Source organism: Mucilaginibacter pedocola (genome assembly GCF_002013915.1).
Classification (GTDB): Bacteria; Bacteroidota; Bacteroidia; order Sphingobacteriales; family Sphingobacteriaceae; genus Mucilaginibacter; species Mucilaginibacter pedocola.
The window spans coordinates 48,718-64,762 of record NZ_MBTF01000023.1; the positions used below are offsets into that span (position 1 = coordinate 48,718).

15 protein-coding genes and 1 tRNA gene are annotated in these 16,045 nt (G+C 46.4%); 13 read left to right on the forward strand and 3 right to left on the reverse strand.

Going from position 1 to position 16,045, the window contains the following annotated elements:
- Positions 1 to 45: 45 nt before the first annotated feature.
- A tRNA-Glu gene (locus tag BC343_RS17740) sits at positions 46 to 117 on the reverse strand.
- Between the two features lie 315 nt (positions 118 to 432).
- On the opposite strand from BC343_RS17740, the gene lpdA reads away from it, so the two are divergent.
- The 5 genes from lpdA to BC343_RS17765 are packed head-to-tail and all read left to right on the forward strand — an operon-like array spanning position 433 to position 6,533.
- The gene (gene lpdA / locus BC343_RS17745) at positions 433 to 1,818 is read left to right on the forward strand and encodes a dihydrolipoyl dehydrogenase (protein WP_078349138.1); all 1,386 of its coding nucleotides are present in this window, start codon (positions 433 to 435) and stop codon (positions 1,816 to 1,818) included.
- Between the two features lie 9 nt (positions 1,819 to 1,827).
- Positions 1,828 to 2,793: an ABC transporter ATP-binding protein gene (locus tag BC343_RS17750; RefSeq protein ID WP_078349139.1), complete on the forward strand. Its 966-nt coding sequence runs from the start codon at positions 1,828 to 1,830 to the stop codon at positions 2,791 to 2,793.
- Positions 2,786 to 4,357, forward strand: a complete 1,572-nt coding sequence (locus BC343_RS17755; protein ID WP_078349140.1) for an ABC transporter permease/substrate-binding protein — start codon at positions 2,786 to 2,788, stop codon at positions 4,355 to 4,357. Before BC343_RS17750 ends, BC343_RS17755 begins: the two co-directional genes overlap by 8 nt.
- Positions 4,358 to 4,362: 5 nt before the next feature.
- Positions 4,363 to 5,517, forward strand: a complete 1,155-nt coding sequence (gene egtB / locus BC343_RS17760; protein ID WP_078349615.1) for an ergothioneine biosynthesis protein EgtB — start codon at positions 4,363 to 4,365, stop codon at positions 5,515 to 5,517.
- A 23-nt stretch (positions 5,518 to 5,540) separates the two neighbouring features.
- A complete protein-coding gene (locus BC343_RS17765) occupies positions 5,541 to 6,533 on the forward strand; it encodes an L-histidine N(alpha)-methyltransferase (protein ID WP_078349141.1) in 993 nt (330 codons plus the stop codon).
- A 122-nt stretch (positions 6,534 to 6,655) separates the two neighbouring features.
- Here the strand turns inward: BC343_RS17765 and BC343_RS17770 are convergent, their stop codons facing one another.
- Positions 6,656 to 7,489, reverse strand: a complete 834-nt coding sequence (locus BC343_RS17770) for a DUF4262 domain-containing protein (protein WP_078349142.1) — start codon at positions 7,487 to 7,489, stop codon at positions 6,656 to 6,658.
- Positions 7,490 to 7,890: 401 nt separating this feature from the next.
- On the opposite strand from BC343_RS17770, the gene BC343_RS17775 reads away from it, so the two are divergent.
- From BC343_RS17775 to prfA, 4 genes are all read left to right on the forward strand, one after another.
- Positions 7,891 to 8,829 (forward strand): SPFH domain-containing protein, encoded by a 939-nt coding sequence (locus BC343_RS17775; protein WP_078349143.1) that lies wholly within the window; start codon positions 7,891 to 7,893, stop codon positions 8,827 to 8,829.
- A 22-nt stretch (positions 8,830 to 8,851) separates the two neighbouring features.
- Positions 8,852 to 9,412: a DUF922 domain-containing protein gene (locus BC343_RS17780; protein ID WP_143822248.1), complete on the forward strand. Its 561-nt coding sequence runs from the start codon at positions 8,852 to 8,854 to the stop codon at positions 9,410 to 9,412.
- Between the two features lie 44 nt (positions 9,413 to 9,456).
- A complete protein-coding gene (locus tag BC343_RS17785; RefSeq protein WP_078349145.1) occupies positions 9,457 to 10,242 on the forward strand; it encodes a UDP-2,3-diacylglucosamine diphosphatase in 786 nt (261 codons plus the stop codon).
- A 303-nt stretch (positions 10,243 to 10,545) separates the two neighbouring features.
- Positions 10,546 to 11,619 (forward strand): peptide chain release factor 1, encoded by a 1,074-nt coding sequence (gene prfA / locus BC343_RS17790; RefSeq protein ID WP_078349616.1) that lies wholly within the window; start codon positions 10,546 to 10,548, stop codon positions 11,617 to 11,619.
- Here the strand turns inward: prfA and BC343_RS17795 are convergent.
- Complete coding sequence (locus BC343_RS17795) at positions 11,616 to 12,734, reverse strand: acyloxyacyl hydrolase (protein ID WP_078349146.1); 1,119 nt, start codon at positions 12,732 to 12,734, stop codon at positions 11,616 to 11,618. The genes prfA and BC343_RS17795 overlap by 4 nt on opposite strands.
- A 242-nt stretch (positions 12,735 to 12,976) precedes the next feature.
- On the opposite strand from BC343_RS17795, the gene BC343_RS17800 reads away from it, so the two are divergent.
- From BC343_RS17800 to BC343_RS17815, 4 genes are all read left to right on the forward strand, one after another.
- Complete coding sequence (locus BC343_RS17800) at positions 12,977 to 13,903, forward strand: FAD:protein FMN transferase (protein WP_078349147.1); 927 nt, start codon at positions 12,977 to 12,979, stop codon at positions 13,901 to 13,903.
- A gap of 163 nt (positions 13,904 to 14,066) precedes the next feature.
- The gene (locus tag BC343_RS17805; RefSeq protein ID WP_078349148.1) at positions 14,067 to 14,411 is read left to right on the forward strand and encodes a hypothetical protein; all 345 of its coding nucleotides are present in this window, start codon (positions 14,067 to 14,069) and stop codon (positions 14,409 to 14,411) included.
- Between the two features lie 26 nt (positions 14,412 to 14,437).
- Positions 14,438 to 15,352 carry a hypothetical protein gene (locus tag BC343_RS17810; RefSeq protein ID WP_078349149.1) on the forward strand — a complete coding sequence of 305 codons (915 nt, stop codon included), beginning with the start codon at positions 14,438 to 14,440 and terminating at the stop codon, positions 15,350 to 15,352.
- 6 nt (positions 15,353 to 15,358) lie between these two features.
- Positions 15,359 to 16,042, forward strand: coding sequence for a response regulator transcription factor (locus BC343_RS17815; protein WP_078349150.1), 684 nt, complete (start codon positions 15,359 to 15,361; stop codon positions 16,040 to 16,042).
- Positions 16,043 to 16,045: the final 3 nt, after the last annotated feature.

A 16,045-nucleotide genomic window follows, 5' to 3' on the forward strand; every position in this document is an offset into this window, starting at 1 on the left:
ATCAACGATTTGCAGCCTTTTAGTGTCTTTTGACATTGTTTTTAGTAGCCCGTAGGGGAATCGAACCCCTGTTTGAAGAATGAAAATCTCCTGTCCTAACCCCTAGACGAACGGGCCGTCTTTTGTAACTTGGGAATTTTGTTTTTTTTAAACTTTATTTCCTTTGTTTTGGGATTGCAAAGATAGAGTTTGTTTTAGAAAATAAAAATAAAATTTTAAAAAAGTTTCTGTAAGGTTTTTAAGTACTTGACGACTACCGTTTTGAATGAAAATGATAATGCATCCGCCAAACAAAAAAAGCTGTGGGTACTTTATTATTGCGGTGCCATTGCGGTATCTTTATGCACATTCAACCTGCCAACATGAAAGCCATCCGTACAGCCCGGGCACTTGCCCCGTGCAGCAAGGCCTTTGTTGCTCAACACAACTGATATGAAACATTACGATGCAATTGTTATTGGCTCGGGCCAGGCGGGTTCGCCGCTTTGCAAAAAACTGGCCGCCGCCGGGCTTAAAACCCTGCTGGTAGAGAAACGTTACATTGGCGGCACCTGCGTAAACGATGGCTGCACACCTACCAAAACCATGGTGGCCAGTGCGCGGTTAGCCTATTTGGCCGGCAAATGCAACGATATGGGCATCACCATAAAAGGCTACACGGTGGATTTGAAGCAGGTGAAGAAACGTGCCAACGGCATCGTACTCAAATCGCGCAACGGGAGCCAGGCGGCCATGGAGAAAACCCCGAACCTCGACCTTATTTTCGGCGAAGCAACTTTTATCGATAAGAAAACCATTTCGGTAAACCCCAAAACAGGCAAGGCAAGGCAGTTTACGGCGGATAAGATATTTATTAACGCAGGCTGCAAAACCGTTATCCCCAAAGATATTGAAGGGCTGGATGAAGTAGATTACCTCACCTCAACCTCCATGCTGGAACTGGAGAAGCTGCCCGAGCACTTGCTGGTTATCGGCGGTAATTATATCGGTTTGGAGTTTGGGCAAATGTTCAGGCGCTTTGGCAGTAAGGTAACTATTGTAGAGCGTTCGGGGCGGATTTTGTCTCACGAGGATGAGGATGTGTCGGAGGAGATAGCTAAACTCTTGGAAGAGGAGCAGATAAAAATATTGGCAGATAGTAAAGTCATCAAGCTTAAAAACAAAGGCAAAAACCAAATTACCGCAACCATAAAAACTGCCGATGGCGAGAAGAAGATAAAGTGCAGCCATGTGTTGGTGGCCATAGGCCGCGAGCCGCAAACCGCCCGCTTAGCACTTGATAAAACGGGTGTGGAATTGGATGATAAAGGTTACATTAAGGTAAACGATAGGCTGGAAACCAACGTACCCGGCATTTATGCCCTGGGCGATATTAAAGGCGGCCCGGCTTTTACGCATATCTCGTACCACGACTATACTATTGTTTACCGCAACCTCATCGAAAAGCAAAACCTCAGCATAAAAGACCGTGTAGTACCCTATTGTATGTTTACCGACCCCGAACTGGGCCGCGTGGGTATTACCGAGGCAGAAGCCAAGGCGCAGGGCTTGAACTATAAAGTGGCTAAGCTGCCAATGGCCCACGTAGCGCGGGCATTGGAAACCGGCGATACGCGCGGATTTATGAAGGCCGTGGTAGATGCCGATACCAAAAAGATACTGGGCGTGGCGGTGATAGGCGTAGAGGGCGGAGAAATTATGTCGGTACTGCAAATGGCCATGGAGGGCGGCATTACTTATGATAAAATACGCTACGGCGTGTTTGCGCACCCCACGTATTCCGAATCGTTAAACAACCTTTTTATGAAATTGGACTAAGCGCCCGGTATGATAAAAGTTGAAGCCCTCGTAAAAACATTCGGTGCAACAAAAGCGGTAGACGGTATTTCGTTCGAAGTGGCGGAAGGCGAAACCCTGGCCTTACTGGGCACCAGTGGTTGTGGCAAAACCACCACGCTTAAGATGCTGAACCGCCTGATAGAGCCCGATAGCGGCAGCATTGCCATTAACGGTAAAAACGTTATGGACGAAAAGCCCGAAACCCTGCGGCGCGGTATTGGCTATGTGCTGCAAAACAACGGGCTGTTTCCGCATTATACCGTTGCCGAGAATATTGCCATTGTGCCGCAATTGCTGGGTTGGGATAAAACCAAAACCGATAAGCGTATTAACGAGCTACTGGGTAAGCTCCATCTGGATAAAAAATACCTCAGCGCATACCCCAATGAGTTAAGCGGTGGCCAGCAGCAACGCATAGGCCTGGCCCGCGCCTTAGTTGCCGACCCACCCCTGTTACTGATGGACGAACCCTTTGGCGCGCTGGATAACGTTACCCGCGCAAAAATTCATGGCGAGTTTAAAGCCTTGGACGAGCTGAAGCGCAAAACCATCATATTGGTAACGCACGATGTGCAGGAAGCCTTTGAACTGGCGGATAGGATAGCGCTAATGGATAAAGGCAAAATTGTGCAGATAGGTACGCCAGCCGAATTGCTGTTTCACCCTAAAAATAAATTAGTGCGGGATTTTTTGAACGAGCAACGCTTGCAGTTAGAGTTTAGGGCAATCAAGGTGACTGACTTATGGAAATACTTGCCGGATGGGGGACGTAAAACCAATACTTCATCGCTATCGGCGGAGGCAGACTTTTGGGCGGTGCTGGAGCAATTTAAATTCGAAAAAGGGGAGCATATCAGTATTCAGCATCCATCGGAAGAAAAAGTCAAAACCATCACATTCGAGCAATTAATGGCAGCTTATTCACACTATAAACAACTACAAGCGCATGAATGAGCAGCAACAAACGCTTTGGCAATTTATGGCACAACAGGCGGACAAGCTGGCGGTGCAAACTTTGCAGCACGTGGGGCTTACCTTTATTTCGCTGCTGATAGCTGTGCTTATCGGCTTGCCTTTGGGCATTTATATCACCCGAAGAAAAAACTTTTCGGGCTTGGTATTGGGTATTGCCGGCGTTTTGCAAACCATCCCCAGTATTGCCCTGCTGGGTTTCATGATACCTCTGCTGGGCATTGGTGCCAAACCGGCTATTGTGGCGCTGCTGCTTTATGCGCTGCTGCCTATCATCCGCAATACTTACACGGGTATTATTGGTGTAGATGCCAGTGTGAAAGAAGCCGCCCTTGCCATGGGCATGAGTAAATGGCAGGTGTTGTTTAAGGTGGAATTACCGCTGGCTATGCCGGTGATATTGGCGGGCATCCGTACGGCTACGGTTATCAACGTTGGCGTGGCTACGCTGGCATCCTACATTGCTGCCGGTGGTTTGGGCGAGTTCATTTTCGGGGGCATATCGCTTAACAATACAAACATGATATTGGCGGGGGCAATTCCAGCAGCTTTGCTTGCCGTTGTGTTCGATTTTCTACTCTCAATGCTGCAAAAACTGAATTTTAAAAAGGTGAAGGGCGCGGTAAAAATCGCGCCGGTATTGCTGGTGCTGCTATCGGGCATGTACTTTATTCCATCTGCTTATGGCAGTAAGCTTACCGCCGGTTTTACGCCGGAGTTTATGGGCAGGCAGGATGGTAACCTGGGGCTGCAAAGTAAATATGGGCTCAAGATACACACTATCGTTATCAGCGATGCAGTAATGTACAAAGCCGCACAGGAAAAAGAACTGGACGTGATAAGCGGCTACTCTACCGATGGTCGGCTGAAGGCTTACGATTTGGTAGTGCTCGATGACGATAAAAAGATATTCCCGCCCTACTATGCCGCACCAGTGGTTCGCGAAGATGCCCTGCGCAAATTCCCCGAGTTGGAAAAAACACTGAACCTGCTTTCGGGACTGATAAATGATTCGGTGATGACGGTGTTAAATTATCAAACCGACTATCTTCACCGCTCGCCCGAACGTGTGGCGAAAGATTTTTTGGAAGCGAAAAAACTTTACCGGGCAGATAGAGGCGGCAACGCCGGCGTGGTGCGTATAGGCTCAAAAATATTTGGCGAACAGTACATTTTGGCAAGTATGTATACCATGCTGATAAAAGGCTACACCAATTACAACGTAGCCACCAAAACCGGGCTGGGCGGTACCAAAATAGTATTTGATGCCCTCACTAACGACCAGATAGACCTGTACCCCGAATACACCGGCACAGGGCTGTTAGCCATTTTGCAGGCATCGCCCAAAACGGTGACACAGCTACAGGCAAGTAAGGATAGCACCTACAATTATGTTGCCCGGGAGTTTACAAAACGCTACCAATTAAAATGGCTGAAGCCGATAGGTTTCAACAATGCTTATGCTTTAATGATGCGCGAAAAGCAGGCAAAAGAACTGCGCATCAAAACAATTTCAGACCTTAAACGCTATTTGGATAGCAAATAATGCCAATGGACTTAGCCGACTGTTACAAAAAAGTACGCGCGCGCACCGAAGCTATATGCGCCCCCCTGCAAACCGAAGATTACGTGGTGCAGCCCGTGGTGGATGTTAGTCCGCCTAAATGGCACATTGGGCACACTACCTGGTTTTTCGAAACTTTTATACTGAAGCCCTACTTTATGGGCTACCAGGAATTTGATCCCAACTACAACTATGTTTTCAATAGCTATTACGAAACGGTGGGCAACCGCGTTATTCGTACCGATAGGGGTAACCTTAGCCGCCCAACGGTGGTGGATATAAAGCTTTACCGCAAGTATGTGGATGATGCCATGCAGCACTTTATTGCCTCGGGCGATATGAGCGATGAGGTGAAGGAACTGCTGGTATTAGGCTTCAATCACGAAGAACAGCACCAGGAACTTTTACTAACCGATATTAAATACATCCTCGGCAACAACCCGCTGTTCCCGGCTTACTCGCACGATTATGTGAAGCCTAAATTCGAGGAGCCGCAGGATTCCGCCTGGGTGAAAATAAACGAAGGCGTTTATGAAGTTGGCTTTAACGGTGAGGGCTTTTCTTTCGATAATGAACTGAACCGCCACAAGGTTTACCTGAACGCCTTTGAGATAAGCCCTGCGCTGGTAACCAATGCCGAGTATTTAGAGTTTATTGAAGCCGGAGGTTATCACGATTTCCGACACTGGCATGCCGCCGGTTGGGATTGGGTGAACACCAACAAGGTGGACGCACCTATGTACTGGCACTTGATAGATGATGAATGGCATTACTACACCTTCCATGGTTTCGAGCCGCTGCATTTGCACGAGGCGCTTTGCCACATCAGCTATTACGAGGCTTATGCCTATGCATCATGGAAGGGCATGCGCCTGCCCACCGAGTTTGAGTGGGAAGTTGCTGCCACGCAATTTAACTGGGGCAGCCGCTGGGAGTGGACCGAAAGCAGCTACCTGCCATACCCCGGTTTTGCCAAAGCGCCCGGCGCCATTGGCGAATACAACGGCAAATTTATGGTGGGGCAAAAAGTATTGCGCGGCGCATCAGAAGCTACGCCGCCAAACCATAGCCGCATCACCTACCGCAATTTTTTCCAGCCCGAACTGCGCTGGCAATTTACCGGCATACGCCTTGCCAAATAGAAAAACATCAACACCTGCCCCAAATGGAAAACACCACCACCTGCCAACAAACAACAGATATGCCTACGGACATAGCCTGCACGCAATTTTACAAAGATGTAATTGCAGGCTTAAGCGCAGAACCCAAGCATCTCGATTCGAAATATTTTTATGATGCGCATGGCGATAAACTCTTTCAGGACCTGATGGCTTGTGAGGAGTATTACCCCACCAATTGCGAGATGGAGATATTCACCCAAAAAACCGCAGAGTTGGGTGATGCCATTATTGCCGGTGGCGATGCTTTTGAACTGATAGAATTAGGTGCGGGCGATGCCACCAAATCGAGCCACTTGCTGCGCTACCTGATGGAGCAGAGCGCCGATTTCGCTTATCTGCCTATCGATATTTCGGCTAACGTAATATCCTACCTCAGCATTACGCTGCCAGTTACCTTGCCGGGTATAAAAATTACCGGTTTACAGGGAGAGTATTTCAAAATGCTGACCAAGGCAGCTAAACTATCCGATAAACGCAAGGTGGTGATGTTCCTGGGCTCAAACATTGGCAATATGCCTGTGGATGAAGCTACAGAGTTTTGCCGCGAACTGCGCCGCCACCTCTCGCCCGGCGATATGGTACTGATAGGTGCCGACCTAAAGAAAAACCCGCACACCGTTTTAGCGGCTTATAACGACAAAGAGGGCATTACCAAGCGCTTCAACCTCAACCTGCTCGAACGCATCAACCGCGAATTGGGCGGCAATTTCGAAGTAAACAAATTCGACCATTACCCAACTTACGACCCGGAAAGCGGTGCCTGCAGAAGCTTCCTTATCAGTCTTAAAGAGCAACAGGTAAATATCAATGGTGCCGAAATTACCTTCGCCAAAGATGAATACATCGATATGGAGATATCGCAAAAGTTCACCCTGCAGCAGGTAGATGATATGGGTGCATCGGCAGGGTTTAAGCCGCTGCATCGGTTTTTAGATAGCAAGAGCTGGTTTGTGGATGCTATCTGGGTGGCGGAGTAATCCCCGGTTTTTTCTAAATTGTAGAGACGCGATACTTCGCGTCTCGGGTATGCAAATCCACCGTGCATGGTTGCCTGTCCTGCGGGAGACGCGAAGTATCGCGCCTCTACGGAAATAGATTTTTACTTGAACCAATTGCCCAGTTTTTGAAGGATAGATTTCGGTTTCTCTGTCGCAGGGGTGTCTTGAGTAGATTCTTCTTCCTCTTCTTCAGGATTTAACTGATATTGCCAATCATCCTCAATGCTGTTTCTGAATGCTTGCCAACCGTATTCTAAATCGAAAACATTATTTACACTCGGGTCGAGCTTTGTAATAGTTTCCAGCGCTACAAGTTTAGCATCAGCTATATCAAGGGTGTCGTTAGTGTGGAACTGCCAGGCACCATCCTCATTATGGTAAACATTCAATATCGGCGCACCATTCAGCACCTGGATGGTAGTAAAAACGCCAACGTTTCGTTCTTCATAAAATTTGAAATCTATATTCCTGTCGAGCAATGGCTGCCTAAATTTCCATTCGGGGTTAAAGTTCTCCTCCCATGGGAAATTACCCTGCAAGTCTGGGTAAACGATCTGTAGTGCCGGAAAATCTATATAGTTGCCATAATACCATCGGGCATATCCAAAATGCTCGGCATAAAACGCCTTATCAACCGGCAGCAATTGCACATTGTGGCCCTCTAAAAAGCCATCGTACAATTTTCCGGGAATTAGCAACTCTCCTTGTTCTATCAAATCGCAGGCATGGTTGATCATCGAGCTCATCAAGTCTGACTTCAGATCGAAGCATATGATTTCCGGATGGTTAAATCGTTCGTATAAACCTATAGAGTAAGCAAAGTCGGGTACGCTATTACCGCTTTGTACCAAAACAATATGGCAGCCATGTTGCTCAATATTAGCGGTTACGTTATTGCGGGCTTCGTCGGTGTGGTGGTCGTGTTTACATTCCATGGTTTAGATGTCTTGCCCCTAAATTAACAGAATATTCCCTCTTCGCGCGAAATTTTATGGGCACGCAAAGGCGCAAAGCCGCCAAGTTTTTTCTTTGCGTCTCTGCGCCTTTGCGTGAAATATTTTATACGTCTCTACAATTGCGTACTTAAAACCGCATCAAGTAATTTGCTGGTAATATCAGTAAATTATAACTTTTGATTCTTTGGGATTAAATATTTGATTTTCAATATTTTGTAAACATTTTACGTCAAAAAGTGTTAAGTTATGTTAACCCTATATCGCGTTTGAGAGCATGCCTAAACTCTATAGTAGAAAGATATTCACCTTCAAGAGGGTTTAATTATTTCATCTTGTTCCTCAAATAATTAAGCCTATATTTATTTCAAATTATAAAACCTATGGCTTCATCTATCATTGTTTACGTATTGCTGTTTTTGGTGTTAATGGTTATCCTCGGTTCGTTTGTAACCGTTAAGCAGGGTACTATTGTGGTGATCACTATTTTTGGCAAATACCGCCGCATATTATTGCCGGGGCTGAATTTTAAGATACCCTTCATCGAAAACATATACTCCAAAATATCTATCCAGAACCGCTCGGTAGAGCTGGAGTTCCAGGCTGTAACGTTCGATCAGGCCAATGTGTATTTCAAAGCCATGCTGCTGTATTCGGTATTAGATCAGCAGGAAGAGACCATCAAGAACGTCGCCTTTAAATTTGTGGACGAACGCAATTTGATGCAGGCGCTTATTCGCACCGTAGAGGGCTCTATCCGTGCATTTGTGGCCACCAAACGCCAAAGCGAAGTACTGATACTGCGCCGCGATATTGTGGAGCACGTAAAAGAGCAGTTGGATACTATACTGGAAGGCTGGGGCTACCACCTGCAAGATCTGCAATTGAACGATATTACCTTCGACGATGTGATCATGAAATCGATGAGCCAGGTAGTAGCATCAAACAACCTGAAAGCCGCAGCCGAGAACGAGGGACAGGCATTGCTCATCACCAAAACAAAAGCTGCCGAGGCCGATGGTAATGCGATAAAAATATCTGCCGAGGCCGAGCGCCAGGCGGCACAACTGCGTGGGCAGGGCATAGCATTGTTCCGCGAAGAAGTTGCCAAAGGTATGACCATGGCCGCCAAAGAGATGCAAGGCGCTAATATGGATACTTCAGTTATCCTGTTCACCATGTGGACAGAATCTATCAAGCACTTCGCCGAAAACTCTAATGGTAACGTAATATTCCTGGATGGCTCAACCGCCGGCATGGAAAATACCATGAAAGAAATGATGGCATTAAACCTTCTGCAGTCGGAGAAAGTCAGAAAGTAAAAATTACTTTTAACGGCTTTTAATGATGTTGAAATGTTTACGCGCAGGCACGGTATTGATGTTGTTGCTGCTTGCTTCTTCACCACTTTTTGCGCAGCCTTTCAGGCAGTTAGTGGCGGGCGATTTTCAGGGCTACCCGCGCTTTAACAACCGCGGCGTTGTGGCTTATACTAATTGCACTATCGATTTCAGGTTCCAGGCATCACACCGGGATGGTGAATACATTTTGCATTTTAATGTAACGCTGAGCATGAACAGTAACAAGTCGTGGCTTGACCGCGCTCGCGTTACCTCGGCAGAATCTCTTGCTTCTATCCTGAACCACGAGCAGGGGCATTACAACATAGCCTACCTGGAGCAGCAGGAAGTACTGCGCACCGTAAACCGCACCCGCTTTACCGCCAACTACCAAAACGAGGCCATGGCTATTTTTAACCGGATAGATGCCAAGTACAAGCAGCTGAATATTGACTATGACGAAGATACCGGGCATAGCACCAATAAGCAGCAGCAACACGCCTGGGATATATACTTTGCCAAGCGTATAGAATATATGCCGCCGGTAAACAATGGAAGCTATTAAAACAGCTTTGAGGGATTAGATCATTGTCGTATTTTTGGCGATATATGCCAACCGGAAAAAATATCTATTTCGCTTCTGATATGCACTTAGGCATAGGCGCGCAAACTTCGGCTCGTGAACGCGAAGATAAGGTAGTGCGTTGGCTGGACATGATCAAAGACGATGTTGCTGAGCTTTTTTTGGTAGGTGATGTATTCGATTTTTGGTTCGAATACAAAACCGTAGTACCAAAAGGCTACATCAGGTTTTTGGGTAAACTGGCGCAGCTGACCGATGCCGGCGTAAAGCTGTATATGTTTAAAGGCAATCACGATATGTGGATGTTTGATTACTTTGAGAACGAACTGAACGCCACCATTATCCCCAACGAATTTACTTTTGAACGCAACGGTAAAAGTTTTTACCTGCATCATGGCGATGGCTTGGGCCCTGGGGATAAAAAGTATAAATTCCTGAAAAAGATATTCCGCAGTAAATTATGCCAATGGGCCTTTGCCCGGCTGCATCCAAATTTTGGTATTGGTATTGCCGGTGCATGGTCGCATAAAAGCAAAGTAACTAACGCACGTATAGGCGAAAAAAAACTGCATCCGCAGGAATGGATAGAGCTTTATTCGAAGGAGGTTTTGCAAACCCGGCACTACGATTACATGATATACGGGCACAGGCACCGCCCTATGGATAAACCCCTCATTAACAATACCCGTTACATAAACCTTGGCGATTGGATATACAACTTCAGTTACGCGGTATTTGACGGAGTTAAGCTGGAGTTGAAGTACTTTGAGAAAGCTAAAGACGGTGTTCCTGAATGGAGCAGTGTAATTTAACCGCGAAGAACACAAAAAAGAAACGCAAAGGGGCGCAAAGCCTTGCAAGCTGATCAATTGAGGTTTTAGTGACTTTTTTCTTTGCGTCTTGGCGCCTTTGCGTGAGATCGAAAATCTTTGTATTCTTTCTGCTAATCAGTTCGCAAGTCTCTGCGCCCTTTGCGGTTAAATGGCCGCCGAAAAAAGCCCGATAATCTATTTACAATCCCCTGAATAAATTAATCCCTTATTTTCCGTATTTTTGCATGTTTTTTGCAAGCTGAAATAACCAAACAGCAAGCAGGAGATTTTCAACACAATACCATGTTAGAGAAATTAGAATTGATATTTCAACGCTGGAAGGCGGTCGAAGCTGAGCTGAGCACACCAGAAGCCATGAGCGATATGAAGCGCTTTGCCCAGTTGAATAAGGAATATAAAGACCTTGCCAAAATTGTTGAAGAGTACCACAAGTACCGCAACATTATGAGCAATATAGATACCAACAAACAAATTTTGGCTACCGAGAAGGACGAGGAGTTCCGCGAGATGGCCAAAATGGAATTGGACGAGTTATACGTTCAGCAGGAAGAAATGGAAGAAGCTATCCGTGTGATGCTGATACCAAAAGACCCTGAAGACTCGAAGAATGCCATTGTAGAGATACGCGGCGGTACAGGCGGCGACGAAGCTGCCCTGTTTGCCGGCGACCTTTACCGCATGTATATGCGCTACTGCGAAAAACGCGGTTGGAGAACCGAACTGGTGGACTACACCGAGGGTACATCGGGCGGTTACAAAGAGATCGTTTTTAACATAAACGCCGAAGATGCTTATGGTAACTTCAAATACGAGAGCGGTGTGCACCGCGTACAGCGCGTTCCTGATACCGAAACCCAGGGCCGTGTGCATACCTCTGCAGCATCGGTAGTGGTATTGCCGGAGGTTGACGAGTTCGACATCGATTTGCAGGTAAGCGATATCCGTAAAGATCTGTTCTGTGCTTCGGGCCCGGGCGGCCAGTCGGTAAACACTACCTACTCGGCGGTGCGTTTAACACACATTCCTACAGGTATTGTTGCCCAATGCCAGGATCAGAAATCGCAGTTGAAAAACTATGATAAAGCTTTGCAGGTACTACGTTCGCGTGTGTACGAAATGGAGCTGCAGAAGCACCTGGAGGAAACATCTAAGAAACGCAAAACCATGGTGGCCACCGGCGACCGCTCTGCTAAAGTACGTACCTACAACTATCCGCAAGGGCGTTTAACCGAGCACCGTATTGGCTTAACTATATACAACCTTACCGGCGTAATGAACGGCGACTTACAGGAAATTATGGAAGCCCTGCAATTTGCAGAGAACGCCGAGCGCTTAAAAGAAGGCACCGCCGCTTAATGCGTGCGGAATATTAACCCGCCGCCCAGGTAGTCGCAATCGCTGCCGTGTATGTAGCTTTTCACTTGTAAAGCCATCCATGGCAGCATATAATATTTTATGCCCGGCATCCAATACGTATGTATGGGCGTGGTGCTTCGGTAATGCAGGTAGTAGCCGGTGTTGGCCATAATAGCCAATCGCCCAAGCCATAAATCAAAGCCTGCGCTTAGCCCATATCGCCACCTATCAAACGAGGAGCCATGGTATTGGTAACTGGGTTCGAGGTTGGTTTTAGGGTCGTCATCGGGGTGGTAAAGCGAAAAATAATACACCGCATCGGCGCCTGCCTTTAAACTCAGTGCATTACCTACCCTGTAATTGTACGCCGCTGATAGGCCTGTTTTATAAAGCCCGCCTTCGGCCTTCTGTACGCCTCTTCGCCCTACATCAAACCCAAACTCAAACGAATGTTTGTAAAAGGTACTAAAAGCCTTGCTACTGGTTTGCGGCCCGGGGGTATTTAAGTTTTGAATGAGCCCTAATGATACTTCTACCGAGTTAATGCCATTGTTGGGTACCTTTACCGCGCCGTTAGAGTAATGGAAAATATCTATACCACCCTTTAGCCCAACACTATTGCTTAACGGTGCCGATATAAAAAGCCCGGCCTGGCTTGCTAAGTTAATATGGCTGCCAATAAGCGGGTTGCCGTTTGTAAAGTAGGTACCTGTGGCATAAGCAAGCCCGATTGCGGGCGCGAAAACCAAACGCCCTCTGCCAAATTTCACAATGGGTATTTCCAATCGCCCAAGCACACTGTAAACCTGGCCAATGGGTTTTGTTTCCACATCATTACTATCAATAATACTTACGCTGTTAAAATTGCGGAAACCGCCTACTATATCAATATTTTCAATATTCAGCAGCCGTATGTAGGGGGCTTTATTATTCCCCATATTAAAGCGGTAGCTGGCCTCCAGCCCTTTTAGGTGCCCCGGCATTTTATAAAATTCGGCAGTGAAGGAGCTTAGGCCATGTATGGCATTTATCTCGAATGAATTGGTGTTAGCTGTTTGGGCAGCCAGCTGTTTGCACAGCAATAGCAGGGTAAATATTACCGCAATTTTTTTCATATAGGGGCTAATCCGAAGCTATGCGCTTCGTTGTAGTTTAAATTAGTTTGGGGAGCAGCAATATAGTTTAAATATTATAATATTTATATATAAAATGCGTTGCGGATGGCATTCTGTTACTGATAGTTGCGCTTTTCATCTCAATTTCATAATGAGCCACTACTTTCGTATTGTTAGGTTGCCGTTTTGCCTTATATTTTGGCAAACTGTAACATTTGGTAACAGTAATTCATCTTGAAGATATGCTGGCAGTAAAAAATTTAACAGAAAATAAAGAGGTATTTGTACGCGAGGCGCGTTTGATGGGAAGCAATTTTGTGGTGAGCCTGGTAGGGGATAACGAAGCCCGCGCCGAAGAATGCTTTGCCGATGCTGTTGCCGAAATTGCCCGTGTAGAAAAACTGTTGAGCACTTTTACCGACGAAAGCAAACTGAACGAGATTAACCGCAACGCCGGCATCCGTCCGGTGCGTGTTGATGCCGAGATATTCCGTTTGGTTGACAGGGCGCTGCAAATATCTGAGCTTACTTACGGTACTTTTGATGTTACGTACCCTGCTACCCAGCCGGCAGAAGCTGATAGCAAGGCTGCCAAACGCAAATTAAACTTAGCCAACTATAAAAACGTTGTGCTTGATGCTGCAAAGCAAACCGTTTTTTTAAAAAACAAGGGTATGCGCATTGGCCTTGGCGCTGTTAGCCGCGGTTATGCTGCCGATAGGGCAAAATATATATTGCAAATGCAAGGCATTGCCAGCGGTGTTATCAACGCCGGCGGCGATTTGCTAAGCTGGGGCCTGCAGCCTGATAATACCCCATGGACAATTGGTACAGCCGACCCATCGCAAGCGGCGCAGCCTTTTGCCGATGTAGAGATAAGCAACATGGCCATTGCAACTTCGTTCAATTCGGATAAACTGGCGCCAATTGCCGATAGTAAACTGGCAGGCACCGTGAACCCCGAAACAGGTTTCCCTGTGAGTAAAATAAAAAGCGTGAGCATTATTACCCCAGGTGCCGAGCTTGCCGATGCTATGGCAAGCCCAATTATTGCTATGGGCATAAACGCCGGCCTTTACCTTATAAACAAGCTTAACCAAATGGCTTGTATTATAATAGATGACCATGCGCGCGTTTACACTTCAAAAGATATTAAATTAATGGCATAGGCACTTTGTTGCTTATGCCGCTATTTATATATTTATCCAATTAATACAGCCAAGCCTTTATAAGTAAAATTTTTACCCTCAAGCTAAATTAGCTGAGCCGGTGCCACGTCTAAAGGGCGTGTACGGGCACGGTTAATAAAGCATTTGTACGCTCTCACCTGGAATGATAAAGTGGTTTTTGTATATTGTACTCCTGATAATAGCAGTGCCACACATTTTGTCTGCCCGCAACGCCCCTTCAAGCAATAAAAATTTTTATAGTGCAGTAATACCTGCGCCGTTGTATCCGTCGTTACAGCATGATACCACTAACAAGGCCAAACAGCGCCAGCAGGAGGAGGAAAAAAAGAAAATTAAGGAGGTTGCCAAGGCAAAAAAACAGCCCAAGCCCGAAAAAGTGGAGGAGATAGACCCTGCCACCGGCAAGCCGAAGGCCAAGCCAAAACGCCAGCGCCGGCCCGATGGTATGGAGCGGCCACCCGAGATACCACGTAGAAACAATAATTAATATTAAGTTTACGGCATAATTTAATAATGAAATATTTAGGCATACTGGTTTTTATATTGAGCTGCGGCACCCTTAACGCGGCAATGGCTAAGCCTGTGCTTATTGATACCCTGAAGAAGCGCCTGCCTGCCGATGCTGATACGGTTGCCCTAAAACCGGCCGAAGCCGATACTACCAAGCCGGTAAAGAAAAATTCGCTTTCGGCGGGGATAAATTATGGCAGCGATGCTTTGTTTTTTGGCCGCACCGGCCCATACAAATACCCTTTTGTGGCGGCAGATATGGTTATTAACTACCAGTCGGGCTTTTTTGTGTACGGCTCCGCGCTAAAGGTGCTGGGTTATAATGCCTCGGTTGATGAGATTGATGTTGGCGGCGGGTATTTTTACCGTTTATCAAAAAAGTTTACCGGTACTATCAGTTATACGCGTTTCATTTTTAATAAAGAGTCGGAGATCATTAAATCTGCATCATCTAACGATATCAACTTCAAAAACTCCTACGATTGGGGGCCATTTAAAACCAGCATAATCGGCGATTACCTCTTCGGTAAATCGTATGATATTTTTGCTACCGTAAGCAACTCTAAGTACTGGGAAAGCAGCTGGAGTATTTTCGACGATCAGGATTACCTATCTATCAACCCATCGTTCAACTTTATATTGGGTACGCAAAATTTTGTGCAGCGCTACTCTATCGACCATAAGTACCGCCTGGAGGCCAACAATATTTATGTGCGGAATGAGAATGCCATAGGTGCAAGGGCCAACGCACGCTTCACCATGCTTAACTACAGTATTAAAGTGCCTGTTTCATACAACAGGCCGCATTATACGCTGGAGTTTTCGTACCGGTACTCGATGCCCGTGAACGTGGAAGGCTCTTTGCGCAACCGCCGCGAATCGTTTTATAACCTTACGTTTTACTACGTTTTTTATTGATGCCTGATGAATGTTTTAATTATAGAGGATGAAAGGGCGCTTGCCGACGAAGTGGAACTATTCCTATCCAAGAATAATTTTATTTGCGAGGTATGCTACAACGGTGCTTCGGCATCCGAAAAAATTGCCATAAACCTTTACGATTTTATACTGATAGACCTTGGCCTGCCCGATTACGACGGGCTCGACCTGCTGAAAGAAGCCAAACTAAACCGCCCCGAAGCTGCTTGTATTATCCTGACGGCCCGCGCCGAGGTGAACGACCGCATTAAAGGGTTGGACCTTGGTGCTGATGACTACCTGCCCAAGCCCTTTTCGCTGCTGGAGTTGCAAAGCCGTATGCAGGCCATTACGCGCCGCAAATTTGGGCTGGTTAACCAAACCGTAAACCTTGATGGCTTTATAGTAAACCTTACCGACCGCACTATTACCTATATGAGCAACGCGGTGAGCGCTATTACTAAAAAGGAGTTCGACCTGATAGCTTACCTTATTCTGCATAAAAACCGCACGCTAACCCGCGCGCAACTAAGCGAACATATTTGGGGTAGCGTGGTTAATGATGATTACGACTCGAACTTTATTGATGCACATATAAAAAACATACGCAAAAAGTTAAGCGCCTTTGCCGCCGCCGATTGGCTGGAAACTGTGCGCGGGTTGGGTTACCGCATCAAAACAAACGTTTAGGTA